Consider the following 14,874-nt stretch of genomic DNA (forward strand, 5'->3'; position numbering starts at 1 on the left):
CACCGACGCCGGAATTGGCGCAAAGCATGCGCAGTCCGGCGCCGGTCGGCAACCGCCTAAGGTCGAAAACCGGACTTTCAGGCGAATTCGAGCCGCAGGCTTTCGAGGCCCCGCAGCGTCACCTGCTTCACCCAGACCGGATCGGCGGTCCGATGGAAGGCGCGGCCGGCACCGAGCAGTGCCTCGAACACGGTCCGGCCCTCCAAGCGCGCGAGCGGGGCGCCGAGACAGAAGTGGATGCCCTGTCCCAGCGCGAGATGCCTCGGCGAGGGGCGATCCACGTCGAAGCGGTCCGGGTTCTCGTGCGTGCGCGGGTCGCGGTTGGCCGCTCCCAGCAGGACGACCGCCTGGGCGCCTTTGCCGACGGACTCGTCACCGATCGTCGTGTCCCGCAGGGCGAGCCGGGTCGTGAGCTGGACGGGGGAGTCGTACCGGAGCATCTCCTCGACCGCGTTCGGGATCTTCGAGCGGTCCTCGGTCAGTTTCCGGTGCTGCTCCGGATGGTTCAGCAGCGCGAGGATCCCGTTGCCGATCAGGTTGGTCGTCGTCTCGTGCCCGGCGACCAGCAGGAGCATCGCGGTGATCACCAGCTCGCCTTCGCTGAGCCTGTCGCCCTCGTCGGAGACCGACACCAGATCGGAGAACAGGTCGCCGGTCGGCCGCTTCCGTCGTTCCTTCGCCAGCTCACGGAAGTAGGCGACGAACTCACGCCGGGCCGCGACCGCCGCCGCGACGGTCTCTTTCGCGATCAGGAAGGACGGGTCGAGTGCGCGCCCCATGTCGTGCGACCACCCCTCGAACCGCTCGCGGTCGGCGAGGGGCACCCCGAGCATCTCGCTGATGACGACGACCGGCAGCGGCTTCGCGATCGCGGTCATCAGGTCGGCGTGGAGGTCCATGGACACTTCGAGCGAACTCGCGTGATTGGAGCCGGAACTCGCGTGATTGGAAGCGGAACTCGCGTGATTGGAGGTGATCCGGCCCGAATCACGTGTGATCCGGCTCCAGACACGCGAGTTACGTCTACCGGGCCGAAGCCGGACGGGCTCAGCCGTCGAGGATCTCCGTGGGTTTCGCGAAGCGGTACCCGAGCGCCCGCAACGAGTTCACCAGATCCCGCAGGCCACCCTCGCCGAGGAACGGGTGGTAGAAGAAGCTCGCGACGTTGTCGCGGACGACGAGCGCGCTCTGCGCGTCGGCGAGCATGTCGACTGCGGTGCGGGAGTCGTGCTGGTTGAACGCGACGGGCGCCACGTTGCCGATGTTCTCGGGGACGACGTTCGCGCCGTAGACGTCGCGCACCGGGTACGGGAAGAACTGGCCGTACACCTGTTCCGCGGTGGCGGTGGCCGTCGAACCGCATCGCCCGCCGGGGCAGAAGCCCGCGTAGTAACTGCCGCGGTCGTAGCGTGCCTGGAAGATCTCGGTGACCCGCTGATAGTCCACGGCCGAACCGCCGTAGTGCGGGAACTCGAACATCGTCGGCTCCGGGAGGCCCACGCGCCGGAACTCGCCGAGCCCGGTCGCGATGCGGTCGTCGAACCATTGGGCGGAATCCTCGGGCATCGGGCCGTCCAGCCGTACCGCCCCGGCACCGTCCACACTGGACTTGTAGAACTCGAAATCGCTCGCGCTGACCGCGTCGTACGGGTTCGGGCCGCTGTCGCTTTGATGACTGTAGCCGTGCATGACAAGCGTCGCGCCCGCCTGGACGGCCTCCTTGAGCACGGCGACGAGCTCCGGCGAGTCCACCAGCCGCGCGGACGCCGGGACACCGTCGTTGGCCCGGCCTTGGGGATCCGAATAGTACGGATACACCGCGAGGGAGAACGGGATCTTCTCCTGGACGAGGAAATCCGTGACCCGGCGCAGCTCTTCCGGTTTCGTCCGCGGCCCGACGTCTTCGAGCCGGATCAGTGCGCGGTGCCGGTCCGGCGCCTGGGGCGACAGGACACCGAGCAGGATGTCGGCCGCGGCGAGGTAACGGTCCTGCGCTCCGGCGTAGGCGTACGGCACCTCGGCCACGTACGTCAACTGTCCTGATCGGACGGCCCAGGGCGACGGCTTGCCGCCGGGAACGCTCGCCTCGGCCAGGATCTGGACCCGTGCCCGATCACGGACGTCGATCGCGACGACCCCCGTGCCCGAACGGGGATCGCGGCGCAGCGGAGTGCCTTTGTAGGTGACGGTGGTGGGGTTGTCGCCGCGGTAGCCCTCCGCGCGCCAGCCCGCGTCGGCGCGCAGCTGCCAGATGTTGGCACCGATCCAGACCACGGGGACACGCGCGGCCGCGACGTCGTTCAGGAACGCCTTCGGCAGTGCCGCGTCGGAGACCGAACCGACGTACACGACCGCCTGGAACGTGTCCGCCTGCCGTGGCCGGTAGTCGGCGGCGGGCCGCAGTTCCCAAGCGGTGCCACGGGAAACCAGGTTCGCGGTGAACATCGCGTACGCCTCGGCCGTCCGGACCTCTTCGGGCGGGGACACGCTCCCGTCCTTCTTGCGCCCGTCGTCGTAGAGCACGAGGGTCTTCCTGTCCGGATCCCCGCCGGGACCGGGCAGCCCCGCCTTGCCCGCTCCGGGAAGGCGATCGGCGAGGGACACCGGAGGCGCGGCAGGCGACGCCGTGATCGGATCCGCCTTCGTGACCTGCACCAGGACGACCACGGCGACGGTGACCGCGACGACCGCGACGACCGCGACGACGGCCAGCCGGAGCCAAGCGGGCAGGCGAAAGCGCTGCCCGCCGTTGTCCTTCGTCATCGGGTCAGACCTCGGCCGGTTCGTTCTCGGCGGCGGGCCGGAACGGGGCGGGCGGATCGGCGGCCAGGCCGAGGAGATGCGCGAGGGCCCGTTCCGTCCGTTCGGCGGCGGCGCCGTCGCCGAACGGGTTGCCGCTGCTCATCATCCGCGTGCGCGCCGCGGGGTCGTTCAGCAGCTGCTTCGCGGTCGACACGATCTTGTCGTAATCCGTCCCGACGAGCAGGGCGCAGCCCGCGTTCACGGCCTCCATGCGCTCGGTGACGTCGCGCAGCACCAGGACCGGGACGCCGAAGGTCGGGGCCTCTTCCTGGATGCCGCCGGAATCCGAGAGCACGAGCGTGCTGGCGGCCAAGGTCGCCGCCAGTTCGGGATACGGCAGCGAACCGGTGATCAGCGCGCCCGGCGTGTCCGCCAGCTCCGCACGGACGAGATCGCGCACCTCCGGGTTCGGATGCGCGGGAAGCACCACCCGCAGTTCCGGATCCGTGGCCGTCAAGTGGGCCACCGCGCGCAGGACCCGGCGCATCGGCTCGCCCCAGGATTCGCGGCGGTGGAGGGTGACCAGCATCAGTTTGACCGCGCCGCGGGTCGCGTTTTCCAGGAGTGTCGCCAATTCCGGATCGCGCACGGTGGTGGAACCGTCCGTCACCGTGAGGATCGCGTCGACGACGGTGTTCCCGGCGACGAGCACGTTCTCCTCGGGCACCCCTTCGGCCAGCAGGTTCGCGGCCGCGTCGGGAGTCGGGGCGAGGTGGAGCGCGGCCGCCTGGGTCACCAGTTTCCGGTTGAGCTCCTCGGGGAACGGGGCGCCGAGGTCGAACGAGCGGAGGCCGGCTTCCAGATGCACCACGGGGACGCGGCGCCAGAACGCGATGAGCGCCCCGGCCAAGGTGGTCGTCGTGTCGCCCTGGACGATCACGGCGGCGGGCGGCCGCCGATCGGCCACTTCTTCCAGACCGGTGAGAAGCCCGGAAAGGAGTTCCGGCTGGGAACCCGTTCGCCGATTCAAGGTCAGATTTTCATCCGCCGTCAATCCGAAGGTCGCCAAGGCCTGGCCGACCATTTCCGGATGCTGGCCGGTGGCGACGAGTACGGGCCGCATCCGCCCGCCGGAAGCCAATGCCCTGGCCACCGGAGCCAGCTTCACGGCCTCCGGCCGGGTTCCCACGACGAGCCAGATTTCGGGCATGACGTCGGTCTCGTTCTGTGCGTTACGCACCTGGTCCTTCTTCCGGGGTCGCGCTTTGGTACGGCGTGAATTCGTCAGCGAAGTCACGAGAGAGTGGTGGGTGAGGCGAGGATCACTAACTGATGGTCACCTTTACGGGGGATCCGTCGCTCCCGAACGTTAACACAGACGGGGTAATGTACCCACTCGAAAGGCTGAATATCGCTTACCAGGGTGACCCTCGACTCGCCGTTTGAAAACTGTGAGTAGATGTTTGTGGTGCCCGCCGCCCGGAGGAAAAGACATGTCGATGGTGCCGGTGGGCCCGGTCAAGGTTTCCGCGCTCGGAATCGGCGCGACCATGGCGGGCGCGACGGTGAGCACCGTGCTCGCGCTCGTGATCGGGGTGGTCGCGGTGCTCCTCATGGCGCGGTCGCTGCATCTTCGCCTGAAGGACTGATGGCGAACCCGGCCTTCGCCGCGACCATGATGCTTTTGCTCCTGTGGTGGCCGGCGCACAATCTCCTGCTCGCGGCGTTCGCGTGGCGCACCGGGCGTCCGCGCCGGTCCGTCGCGGAGCGTGGCGAGGGGCTGGAGTTCTGGATCGTCATCCCGGCGCTCAACGAGGAACGCGTGGTCGGCAACACCGTCCGGAACGCGCTTTCGCTTGGCACGGAACGGAATCCGGTACGGGTCTTGGTGATCGACGACGGCTCGGACGACGGCACGCCCGCCGTCCTCCGCGAGGTGACCGACCCGCGTCTGCACGTGCTGCGCCGTGAGCTCCCGCATGCGCGGAAGGGTAAAGGCGAGGCGTTGAACGCCGGCTACCGCTACATCCTCCGGCTGTGCGAAGCCGAAGGGAGTGTGGCGCGCACGATCGTCGGCATCATCGACGGTGACGGGCGGGGCAGCCCGGGAATGCTGCGTGAGGTGGCCGACGTGTTCGGCGACCGCGGGGTCGGCGCCGTGCAATGCCGGGTGCGGATCCACAATCGGCGCAGTGTGCTCGCCCTGCTGCAGGATCTGGAGTTCGGCGCGGTCGCCGACGCGTCCCAAAGCCTGCGCGATCTCGCGGGCAGTGTCGGAATGGGCGGAAACGGGCAATTCACGAGACTCGGCGTGCTGCGCCGCTTCGATCCGGCCCCGTGGTCGGACTGTCTGGTCGAGGATCTCGAACTCGGGCTTCGGCTGCACGTCGCCGGTATCCGGATGCGTTACGTGAAATCGGCGTGGGTCACGCAACAGGGTCTGGTCGATCTGCGCCGGTTGCTCCGGCAACGCACGCGATGGGCACAAGGCAATTTGCAATGTGCGAGACATTTGCGGGAATTGCTGGCTTCACGGCATGTGGGCAGTATCGGTCTCCTGGATTTCCTCGCCTATCTCGTGACCCCGTGGTTGACCGTGCCGTTGTCGTTGGTCGTTTCCTTGTTGTTCGTGGGCACGCTCGTCGCTTCCTGGTCGGGGGTCACGCTGGGCGGGCTGATCGCGCCGCCCTCGGCGTTGCCCGGTGCCGCCTTGATCGGTGTGGCCGTGTTGCTGGTGCCGGGGGTGGTGTGGGCGATCGTGCACCGGCTGCGGCTCGGTGAGGAACCGCTGCACCGCTGTCTGCTCGCGGGCCTGCTCTATCCGGGATTCCTGGTGCTCGGTGTCGTCGCGACCTGGCGGGCGCTGTTCCGGGTGGTCGCGCGCCGCAACAGCTGGACCAAGACGGAACGGTTGAGCGAGGAGCCGCCTGAGAAGGTGTCCGTATGACTGCCGACGCGATGATCGAAGACCTCCGGACCCTCGTCGAGATCGAGTCGCCTTCGGGGGACGTCGAGGCCTTGACGACTTCGGCCGAGGCTGTCGCCGCTCTCATCGAGGCACGTCTCGGTGGGACCGCGACGCTGATCGAGAGCGCGGCGGGGCCGCATGTCCGCTGGTCCGGCGGTGGTGAACCCCGCGTGCTGATCCTGGGCCACCACGACACCGTGTTCCCCGTCGGCACCCTGGCGCGCCGCCCGTTCGCGGTCGGCGGCGGCCGCGTGACCGGGCCGGGTGTGTTCGACATGCTCGGCGGACTGGTGCAGGCGATCCACGGTCTCGCCGCACTCGACGATCTGTCCGGGGTCGAGATCCTCGTGACCGCCGACGAGGAAACAGGCTCGCACGAATCCCGCGCGCTCATCGAGGACCGCGCCCGCGCGTGCGGCGCTGTCCTCGTCTTCGAAGGCGCGGCCGACGGCGGAGGTCTCAAGATCGGCCGCAAGGGCTGCGGAACCTTCGAGGTCGTCATCACCGGCCGGGCGTCGCACGCCGGCCTCGAACCCGAGTCGGGCGTGAACGCGCTGACCGAGGCCGCGCATCAGGTGCTGGCGATCGCCGCGCTCGACCGGCCGGGCTCCGGGACCAGCGTCACGCCGACGGTCGCTTCGGCGGGAACGGCGAGCAACGTGGTGCCCGCGTCCGCGACCGTCGTGGTCGACGTCCGCGTCGAGTCCGCCGAGGAGAAGGCGCGGGTCGAGGCCGGGTTCGCCGCGCTCGCACCGCGTCTCGAAGGGGCGGAAGTCGAGGTGCGGGGCGGGATCCACCGGCCGCCGATGCCCGAATCGGCCGCCGCGGACCTCTTCGCCGTCGCCGAGCGGCTACTGCCCGGGGTCGCCGGGGTGGCCGTCGGCGGCGGGAGTGACGGCAACCTCACGGCCGCGATCGGCGTCCCGACCCTCGACGGGCTCGGCGCCGTCGGCGGCGGCGCCCACGCCGATCACGAATACCTGCTGGTCGAGTCGATGGTGGAACGGGCGGGGCTGGTCACCGGGCTGGTGAAGGCGATCCGAGGGTTCTGACCGACCCGCACGCCAGTTCTTGCCCGATTTCGGGCAAGAACTGGCGTTTTGGAACCCGGATGTGCATGATGAGCTCCGTGGAGGACGCGGACATCGTCGAGCAGGTGGCCTTGTCGACAGGTTTGTCGACGGCCATCGCCGCCCGTGTCGTCGAGGACGTCCTGGCGTTCTACCGGCAGCCCGCCGAGCAGTACGTCCGGTCGCGGCATGCCCAGTTGCAGGCGGAGGGCCGGAAGAACCCCGAGATCTTCCCCCTGATCGCCGGTGAACTGAGCCGCCGTCTCGTCGCGCCTCCCGACCTGTCCGAGCGGCAACTGCGCCGCATCGTCTACGGCTGACGGACCACGCCCGTCCGTTTTCTTTTGTGAGGTTGACTCGTCATGTGCGGAATCGTCGGCTACATCGGCGGCCAGAACGCCGCTCCGATCCTGATCGAGGGGCTGACGCGGCTGGAGTACCGCGGCTACGACTCGGCCGGGATCTCGGTCCTCGGCGGTAAGGGCGCCCAGGTGCACCGGATCGTGGGGCGGGTGCGGAACCTGACGGCGGCGCTGCCCAAGCGGCTCGCGGGCAAGGTCGGCATCGGGCACACGAGGTGGGCGACGCACGGTCCGGCGACCGAGGCGAACGCCCATCCGCACGTCTCCGAAGACGGCCGGATCTCCGTGGTGCACAACGGGATCATCGACAACGCCGACGCGCTGCGGGAGCAGCTCACCCAGGCGGGGGTGACGCTGTCATCGGAGACCGACACCGAGGTGCTCGCCCACCTGATCGCGCGCTCGGGTGCGAAGACGCTGGAAGACGCGGTCGTCGAGGCCGTCTCCCGCGTCACCGGCACCTACGCGATCGCCGTGACCGACACCGAGCACCCCGACCGCGTCGTGGTCGCGCGGAACGGCTCGCCGCTGATCATCGGTGTCGGCGACCGGGAGATGTTCGTCGCCAGCGACCTGTCCGCGCTGGTCCGGCACACCTCGCAGGTGGTGCACCTCGACGACGGCGAGTTCGCCAGCGTCTCGGCCACCGGCTACCGCACCTTCACCGTCGACGAGAGCGACACCGGCAAGGCCGCGACCGCGATCGACATCCAGGCCGACGACCTCGACCTCGGTGGGCACCAGCACTACATGTACAAGGAGATCCAGGAGCAGCCGGAATGCCTGGAGCGCATGATCCGGGGCCGTCTCGACGACCGGTTCGGAGTGTCCCGTTTGGACGGTCTGAACCTGACTCCCCGTGATCTGCGCGGTTTCGCGCGGGTGAAGATCCTCGGCTGCGGCTCGGCGTACTACGCGGGCCAGATCGGCGCCACCATGATCGAGGACCTGGCGCGGGTTCCGGCCGACGCGGAAGCGGCGTCCGAATTCCGCTATCGCAACCCCATCATCGAAGCGGACACCCTCTACATCGCGGTCAGCCAGTCCGGCGAGACCGCGGACACCGCGTTCGCCGTCGAAGAGGTCAAGCGCAAGGGCGGCCGGGTGGTCGGCCTGGTGAACGTCGTCGGCTCGACGATCGCGCGGGCCTGCGACGGCGGCCTGTACCTGCACGCCGGCCCGGAGATCGCGGTCGCTTCGACCAAGGCGCTCACCAACATGGCCGTCGGCTTCGCGATGATCGCGCTGGCCCTCGGTCGCGTCCGCGACCTGTCCAACGCGGACGGGCAGCGCATCGTGGCGGCCCTGCGGGCGCTGCCGAAGCAGGTCGCGGCCATCGTCGAGAACGAAGCGCAGATCGCCGAGCACGCCAAGATCTGCGCCGACGCGCGCAGCCTGTTCTTCATCGGCCGGGTCCGGGGCTTCCCGGTGGCGCGGGAGGGCGCGCAGAAGTTCAAGGAGATCTCGTACCGGCACGCGGAGGCCTACCAGACCTCGGAACTCAAGCACGGCCCGCTCGCGCTGATCGACGAGGAGCTGCCGACGGTCGCGATCGTGCCGTCCGACGACCTCGCCGACCGCAACCTGGCCGCGATGCAGCAGATCAAGGCGCGCAAGGGGCAGGTCCTGGCGATCACGCACGACGACGTGGACTTCGGCGACCTCGACGTGCCCCGGTTCGTGGTGCCGCGTTCGGAGCCGGAGCTCGACCCGATCCTGCTCACGATCCCGCTGCAGCTGCTGGCCTACCACGCCGCGCTGCTCCTCGGCCACGACATCGACAAGCCCCGGAACCTGGCGAAGTCCGTCACCGTGGAATGATTTCCGCCCTCAGCGATCGAGGGAGTCCGCGATGAGGCAGTACCTGCTCGCCGTCCAGCTCGACGAAAGCGAGCGGGACGCGCCCGAGGACGAGGTCCGGGCCATGCTCGCCAGGACGGGCAAGGTCACCGACGAGATGAAGGCCGCCGGGTCGTGGGTCTTCGTCGGCGGGCTCGAGCATTCGGACGTCTCCACGGTCGTCCGGCCCGCCGGCGGCGCGACCACGATCACCGACGGCCCGTTCGCCGAGACGAAGGAACAGCTCGGCGGGTTCTGGGTGATCCAGGTCGAGGACCTCGACCAGGCGCTCGCGTGGGCGCGGAAGTGCGCGCTGGCCTGCGGGCAGCCGATCGAGGTGCGGCCGTTCGGCGACCCGTCGCTCCGGCAGTGACGGACTTCGACGGGATCTACCGGGCGGAGTACGGCCGGTGCGTGGCCACCCTGACCCGCCTCCTCGGCGACATCTCGCTCGCCGAGGAGGCGGTTCAGGACGCGTTCGCGACCGCGGTCGAGAAGTGGGACAAGGCGCCGCCCAACCCGGGCGGGTGGATCGTGACCACCGCCCGCAACCGCGCGATCGACCGCCTGCGCCGGGAATCCACCCGCGAGGCACGGCACGCCCAGGCGTTGCTCCTGCAGACGCCGGACGAGCCGCGGGACGTGGGGCCGGTCCGCGACGACCAGCTCCGCATGATCTTCACCTGCTGCCATCCGGCGCTTTCCCCGCCCGCGCGGGCGGCGCTCACCCTGCGCCTGCTCGGCGGGCTGGAGGTGGACGAGATCGCGCGGGCGTACCTCGTCCCGGAAACGACCGTCTCCCAGCGGATCGTCCGCGCGAAGAAGAAGATCCGCGACGCGGGCATCCCGTACCGGGTGCCGGGCGACGGCGAACTTCCCCAACGGCTGGACTCCGTCCTCACCGTGCTCTACCTCGTGTTCAACGAGGGGTACACCTCCACCTCGGGTGAGCTGCTGCGGACGGACCTCTGCCTGGAGGCGATCCGGCTCGCGAGGGCGCTCGCCGAGCTGATGCCCGGCGAGCCGGAGGTGACCGGGCTGCTGGCGCTGCTCCTGCTCACCGAAGCGCGGCGGCCGGCGCGGGTGGGGCCGTCCGGTGAGCTGGTGGTGCTGGCGGAGCAGGACCGGTCGTTGTGGAACCGGGAACTGATCGCCGAAGGCCACGAGCTGGTGCGGCGATGTCTGCGTCTCGGCCGGCCTGGTCCGTATCAGGTGCAGGCCGCGATCAACGCCGTGCACACGGACGGCGAAGCGACCGACTGGACGCAGGTGCTGGCGCTCTACGATCAGCTGTGGCGGCTCGCGCCGTCGCCGGTCGTCGCGCTCAACCGCGCGGTCGCCGTCGCCGAGGTGCACGGCCCGGCCGCGGCGCTGGCCGGTATCGAGGAACTGGACCTGCCCGGGTATCACCATCTGCCCGCCACGCGGGCGAATCTGCTGTCCCGTCTGGGCCGGACCGCGGAAGCCATCGCCGCCTACGACGAGGCGATCGCCTTGGCCACCAACGACACCGAACGGGCGTTCCTGCGGGCCAAACGGGCAGTCCTGCCGTAGTTTCGGGCAGCACTCTGTCCTCAATGGACGGAGGGGGTTCCGTTGTCGGACCGGCGGGAAACCAACTATTGTCGCCATGACCGCTCGTCCGCCATGGCAGGAGGTGACCGTTGTACGCCGAAGAGCGGCAGCGCGCCATCCTCAAGCAGGCCAGGCGGAACGGCCGTGTCGACGTGGCGACGCTCGCGGCGGCCTTCGAGATCACCAGCGAGACCGTCCGCCGTGATCTTACGGCGCTGGAACGCAGCGGCGTGGTGCGACGGGTGCACGGCGGCGCGATCCCCGTCGAACGGCAGGGTATCGAGCCGGGGCTCGACGCCCGCGACGCGGTGATGTCCGCGGAGAAGGACCGTATCGCCGCCGCGGCGCTGGAGCAGATCCCCGACGGGGGCGCGATCCTGTTGGACGCGGGCACCACGGTGGGCAGGCTGGCGAACCTCGTCCCCTCGGATCGCGAACTGACCGTGGTCACCCCTTCGCTGCCGAACGCGTGCGCGCTCGCGAACCGGCCCGGCGTCACGCTGATGGTGGTCGGCGGAAGGCTGCGCGGCCACACCATGGCGTCGGTCGACGGCTGGGCGCTCGACGCGCTCAAGGACACCTACGTCGAGGTCGCTTTTCTCAGCACCAGCGGTCTTTCCGTCGAGCGGGGGCTCACCACCCCGGACACCGCCGAGGCGATGGTGAAGCGCGCGGCCATCGCGTCCGCGCGGCGGACGGTGCTGCTGGCCGATCACACCAAGATCGGCGACGACCACTTCGCCCGGTTCGGGGACCTCTGCGATGTCGACACCCTGATCACCGACCGCGGCGCCGAACCGCGGGAACTCGACGAGATCGGCCGGGCGGGCGTCAAGGTGATCATCGTTTGAAGCGTACGGGCGAGCGGCTCGCCGGATACCTGATGACAGCGCCGTTCTACGTCCTCTTCGGCGTGTTCGGTCTTTTCCCGCTGCTCTACACCGCGTGGGTGGCGCTGCATCACTGGCATCTGGTCAACGGCGACACCGGGTTCGCCGGGCTCGGCAACTTCGGTGTCCTGCTCCAGGATCCGCATTTCTACAACGCGCTTTTCAACACGGTCAGCATCTTCGTCCTTTCGACCGTCCCGCAACTGTTCGCCGCGCTCGGGCTCGCCGCGCTGCTCGACCGTCCGTTGCGGGCGCGGACGCTGTGGCGGGCCAGTGTGCTGTTGCCCAACGTCGTCTCGGTGGTCGCGGTGGCGCTGGTGTTCAGCCAGCTGTTCGCGGAGGACTACGGCGTCGTGAACTGGGTGCTGGGCCTGGTGGGGATCGATCCGGTGGACTGGCGGTCGGACCGGTTCGCGTCGCACATCGCGGTGAGCGCGATGGTGATGTGGCGCTGGACCGGTTATAACGCGCTGCTCTACCTCGCGGCCATGCAGTCCGTGCCGCAGGAGCGTTACGACGCCGCGATGCTCGACGGTGCCTCGCGCTGGCGGAGTTTCTGGTCGATCACGGTGCCCGCGATCCGCCCGACCATCGCCTTCACCGTCGTCGTCTCGACCATCGGCGGGCTGCAGTTGTTCGCCGAGCCGCAACTGCTCGACGAGACCGGCGTCAACGGCACCGGCGGCGCCGACCGGCAGTTCCAGACATTGGCCATGTACTTGTACGAGAAGGGATTCGGCGAGTTCGACGCCGGATACGCGGCGGCCATCGCGTGGCTGCTGTTCCTGCTCTCGGCGGTGTTCGCGCTGGTCAATTTCTCGCTCGTGCGCCGGATGCGGGGCGGTGAGTGACCGTGGCGGCGAGAGAACGGACCGGTTTCGTCGTCTACGGGCTGCTGCTCGCGGTCGTCGTCGCGTCGATCTTCCCGCTGTACTGGTCGTTCGTGGTGTCCTCGAAGGACAATTCGGCCCTCGGGGAGACGACACCGCCGCTGGTGCCCGGCGGCAACCTGATCGAGAACGTCGAGCGGGTCTTCGGGACCGTCGACTTCTGGCTGGCGATGCAGAACTCGCTGATCGTCGCCGGCACGGTGACCGTCTCGAACGTGCTGCTCTCCAGTATGGCCGGATTCGCGTTCGCGCGGCTGCGGTTCCCCGGCCGCGACTCGCTGTTCCTGGTCGTCATCGGCACCGCCATGGTGCCCGCGCAGCTCGGTGTCATCCCGCTGTACCTGGTGGTCGGCGAACTCGGCTGGTACGGACGGCTGGAGGCGGTGATCGTGCCGGGACTGGTCGGCGCGTTCAGCGTGTTCTGGATGCGGCAGGCATGCGAGGAGGCGATCCCGGGCGAACTGCTGGACGCCGGACGCGTCGACGGCTGCTCGACGGCGCGGTTGTTCTGGAACGTCGCGATGCCCGCCATCCGCCCGCAGGCCGCCGTGCTCGGGATGCTGACGTTCATGACCGCGTGGAACGACTTCTTCTGGCCCTTGATCGTGCTCGACCCGAACGCGCACCCGACCGTCCAGGTGGCGCTGTCGCGGCTGGCCAGTGGGTACTTCACGGATTACTCGCTGATGCTGACCGCGGCGACTATCGGGGTGCTGCCGGTGATCGTGCTGTTCATCTTGTTGGCGCGGAAGGTGGTCGATGGGGTTATGCGGGGGGCTCCGCGGGCCTGAGGTTTGGTTTCTTTGGTTGCCGGTTTCGGCAACGGCGGCTGACGGGGCTTGGCAGCGGTGGCTGGGGTCGCAGTGTGGTGGTGTGCGGCATTGTGGTCGTTTTTCGGCGACGGCTGGGGGGCTCGCTCGTCTTGGGCGGCTTCGGCGAGCGGCGCGGGGACTTCAGGCCGGGGCATTGCCGTATTTCGGCAACTTGACCGCATTCGGCGCTGTCGTCGTTTTTCGGCGACGGCTTGGGGAGGGACGTGGCCGGGTTCGCGGCACTGTGGTCGTTTTTCGGCGACGAGGGCCACTGGGGCTCGGGCAGGGACGGGCGTCGTACGGCATTCGTGGAGAGGGCCGGATCGAGCCGTCACCGGTTTCCGGCGACGGGTCAGAACGGTGGTGGTTCCTCGTCGCGGGGTTCGTGCAGCGGTGGTGGCGTGCTGTCGTAGCTCTGTCCGGTGGGTGTGGTGATCGTGAGGGTTCCGTCGGACGCTAGGCGGTCGTTCCAGCCGGGTTCGTCTTTCAAGCGATGGTCGCGGCGGCATAGATCGATCAGTTCGGTGTCCGCGGTGTGGCCGCCGAACTGCCAGGGTAGTGAGTGGTCGAGGTCGCAGGCTTGGGCGACGCGGTGGCAGCCGGGTCTTCGGCATTCCCGGTCCCGCACTCGGACGAATTCGTCGAGTCCGGCGGTGGGCCGGTAGCGGTCGCGGCCGAGGTCGAGGACTTGTCCGGAGAGTGGGTCGGTGATGATCCGCCGCAGCACCGTGTTCGACCCGCTAGCGATCTCTCGGGCCAGCGACGCCGGGATGTGCCCATGACCCGCCATCTCCGCCGGGTCGTCGTTCAGTCCGAGGTAGGTGTGCAGGTCCATGTAGAGGAACACTTCGGATCGTTCGCTCTTTCCACCCTGTCCACCCAGCAAGAGATCAAGCGCGACATCGGCACGAAGCTGATCCAGGGTGCGTGTCTCTCCACCGGCCCGCAGGGCTCGGGCTTCACGGTCGATCCGCGTGTAGGCGGCAGCGACCTTCTCGACGGGGCCGTCTTCGACTTCGATGGAGGCGACCCCGGGCTCACCGTGCCGCACCGACAAACGACGGCCACCGCGATTCCGTTCGGCCCGGCGAGCCGCGCCGTCGCGGTCGGCCATCATCGCGGCGTGGTTGGCGGCTTTCCGGATCTGGTCGGAGTTCCGGTCCGGCAGACGGTCCTCCAGAACGGCGTCCACCGCGCGGGCGTCGTCGTCGGAGAGCCACGCCGTGGCCGCGGCGACTTTCATCGCCCCATAGCCGCCTACCTTCCCGGCATCCAGCAACCCGAGGGTGCGGGGAAGGCGGGTGGTCAACGCCTGGGCGGTGGAGACCAGCACGGCAGCGTGTCCGTCCACAACGGACAGAGCGAGCGCGACCTCCTGCGCCACGCTGGAGGCGCCATCACGATGACGGCTCAACCGGCCCAGGGCGCGGAACCGGACAGCCTCCAGTCGTGCGATTCCTTCCGTAGCTGCGACAGCGGCATCCACGGCATCGTTGTCCCCCAATGTATCCAGTGAAGCATTGACCTCCCGAAGAGCTTCCGATGAGGTGATTTCCTTGAGTAGCGCCACAGTGGCGTTGAGTGTGTCCACACGGAGAACATACGACCGACCACCGACAGTTTCGGTTCAGTAGTGATGTCACAACTCGCTCCAAAGTGCGGCCAAGGCCGGGAAGTCCCCGCGCACAAGGAAATCCGCACTTCCTGCTCGTCGTTCTTTACCTCA

General features: G+C 68.9%; 14 protein-coding genes. 10 read left to right on the forward strand and 4 right to left on the reverse strand.

Annotation, left to right across the window (positions count from 1 at the left end; all coding sequences use genetic code 11):
- Positions 1 to 77 precede the first annotated feature (77 nt).
- The 3 genes from AORI_RS56315 to wecB all read right to left on the reverse strand — a co-directional run bounded on the left by AORI_RS56315 (position 78) and on the right by wecB (position 3,982).
- Positions 78 to 899: a cytochrome P450 gene (locus tag AORI_RS56315; protein ID WP_016333420.1), complete on the reverse strand. Its 822-nt coding sequence runs from the start codon at positions 897 to 899 to the stop codon at positions 78 to 80.
- A gap of 148 nt (positions 900 to 1,047) precedes the next feature.
- Positions 1,048 to 2,763 (reverse strand): DUF2334 domain-containing protein, encoded by a 1,716-nt coding sequence (locus AORI_RS56320; RefSeq protein ID WP_016333421.1) that lies wholly within the window; start codon positions 2,761 to 2,763, stop codon positions 1,048 to 1,050.
- Between the two features lie 4 nt (positions 2,764 to 2,767).
- Positions 2,768 to 3,982: a non-hydrolyzing UDP-N-acetylglucosamine 2-epimerase gene (gene wecB, locus AORI_RS56325; protein ID WP_016333422.1), complete on the reverse strand. Its 1,215-nt coding sequence runs from the start codon at positions 3,980 to 3,982 to the stop codon at positions 2,768 to 2,770.
- 253 nt (positions 3,983 to 4,235) lie between these two features.
- Here wecB and AORI_RS83880 point away from each other — a divergent pair, with 253 nt between their 5' ends.
- The 10 genes from AORI_RS83880 (at position 4,236) to AORI_RS56370 (ending at position 13,127) form a co-directional block, all read left to right on the forward strand.
- Positions 4,236 to 4,391, forward strand: a complete 156-nt coding sequence (locus AORI_RS83880; protein ID WP_162836908.1) for a hypothetical protein — start codon at positions 4,236 to 4,238, stop codon at positions 4,389 to 4,391.
- Positions 4,391 to 5,689, forward strand: a complete 1,299-nt coding sequence (locus tag AORI_RS56330; RefSeq protein ID WP_016333423.1) for a glycosyltransferase family 2 protein — start codon at positions 4,391 to 4,393, stop codon at positions 5,687 to 5,689. Before AORI_RS83880 ends, AORI_RS56330 begins: the two co-directional genes overlap by 1 nt.
- On the forward strand, positions 5,686 to 6,762 hold the full coding sequence (locus tag AORI_RS56335) for a M20 family metallopeptidase (protein ID WP_016333424.1): 1,077 nt from the start codon (positions 5,686 to 5,688) through the stop codon (positions 6,760 to 6,762). Before AORI_RS56330 ends, AORI_RS56335 begins: the two co-directional genes overlap by 4 nt.
- A gap of 65 nt (positions 6,763 to 6,827) precedes the next feature.
- Positions 6,828 to 7,100 (forward strand): hypothetical protein, encoded by a 273-nt coding sequence (locus AORI_RS56340; RefSeq protein ID WP_038522954.1) that lies wholly within the window; start codon positions 6,828 to 6,830, stop codon positions 7,098 to 7,100.
- A gap of 42 nt (positions 7,101 to 7,142) precedes the next feature.
- Entirely contained in the window at positions 7,143 to 8,963 is a 1,821-nt protein-coding gene (gene glmS / locus AORI_RS56345) for a glutamine--fructose-6-phosphate transaminase (isomerizing) (RefSeq protein WP_016333426.1), read from the forward strand.
- Between the two features lie 31 nt (positions 8,964 to 8,994).
- Positions 8,995 to 9,354 carry a YciI family protein gene (locus tag AORI_RS56350; RefSeq protein WP_016333427.1) on the forward strand — a complete coding sequence of 120 codons (360 nt, stop codon included), beginning with the start codon at positions 8,995 to 8,997 and terminating at the stop codon, positions 9,352 to 9,354.
- A complete protein-coding gene (locus tag AORI_RS56355) occupies positions 9,351 to 10,535 on the forward strand; it encodes an RNA polymerase sigma factor (protein WP_016333428.1) in 1,185 nt (394 codons plus the stop codon). The genes AORI_RS56350 and AORI_RS56355 overlap by 4 nt, the downstream gene beginning before the upstream one ends.
- Before the next feature lie 110 nt (positions 10,536 to 10,645).
- Positions 10,646 to 11,407: a DeoR/GlpR family DNA-binding transcription regulator gene (locus tag AORI_RS56360; protein WP_016333429.1), complete on the forward strand. Its 762-nt coding sequence runs from the start codon at positions 10,646 to 10,648 to the stop codon at positions 11,405 to 11,407.
- Complete coding sequence (locus AORI_RS56365; RefSeq protein ID WP_016333430.1) at positions 11,404 to 12,297, forward strand: carbohydrate ABC transporter permease; 894 nt, start codon at positions 11,404 to 11,406, stop codon at positions 12,295 to 12,297. The genes AORI_RS56360 and AORI_RS56365 overlap by 4 nt, the downstream gene beginning before the upstream one ends.
- Before the next feature lie 2 nt (positions 12,298 to 12,299).
- Positions 12,300 to 13,127, forward strand: a complete 828-nt coding sequence (locus tag AORI_RS56370) for a carbohydrate ABC transporter permease (protein ID WP_043848765.1) — start codon at positions 12,300 to 12,302, stop codon at positions 13,125 to 13,127.
- Between the two features lie 373 nt (positions 13,128 to 13,500).
- On the opposite strand, the gene AORI_RS56375 is transcribed toward AORI_RS56370, so the two are convergent.
- Positions 13,501 to 14,718: an HNH endonuclease signature motif containing protein gene (locus AORI_RS56375; protein ID WP_167337793.1), complete on the reverse strand. Its 1,218-nt coding sequence runs from the start codon at positions 14,716 to 14,718 to the stop codon at positions 13,501 to 13,503.
- Positions 14,719 to 14,874 lie beyond the last annotated feature (156 nt).

Source organism: Amycolatopsis keratiniphila (assembly GCF_000400635.2).
In the GTDB taxonomy this organism is placed as follows: domain Bacteria; phylum Actinomycetota; class Actinomycetes; order Mycobacteriales; family Pseudonocardiaceae; genus Amycolatopsis; species Amycolatopsis keratiniphila.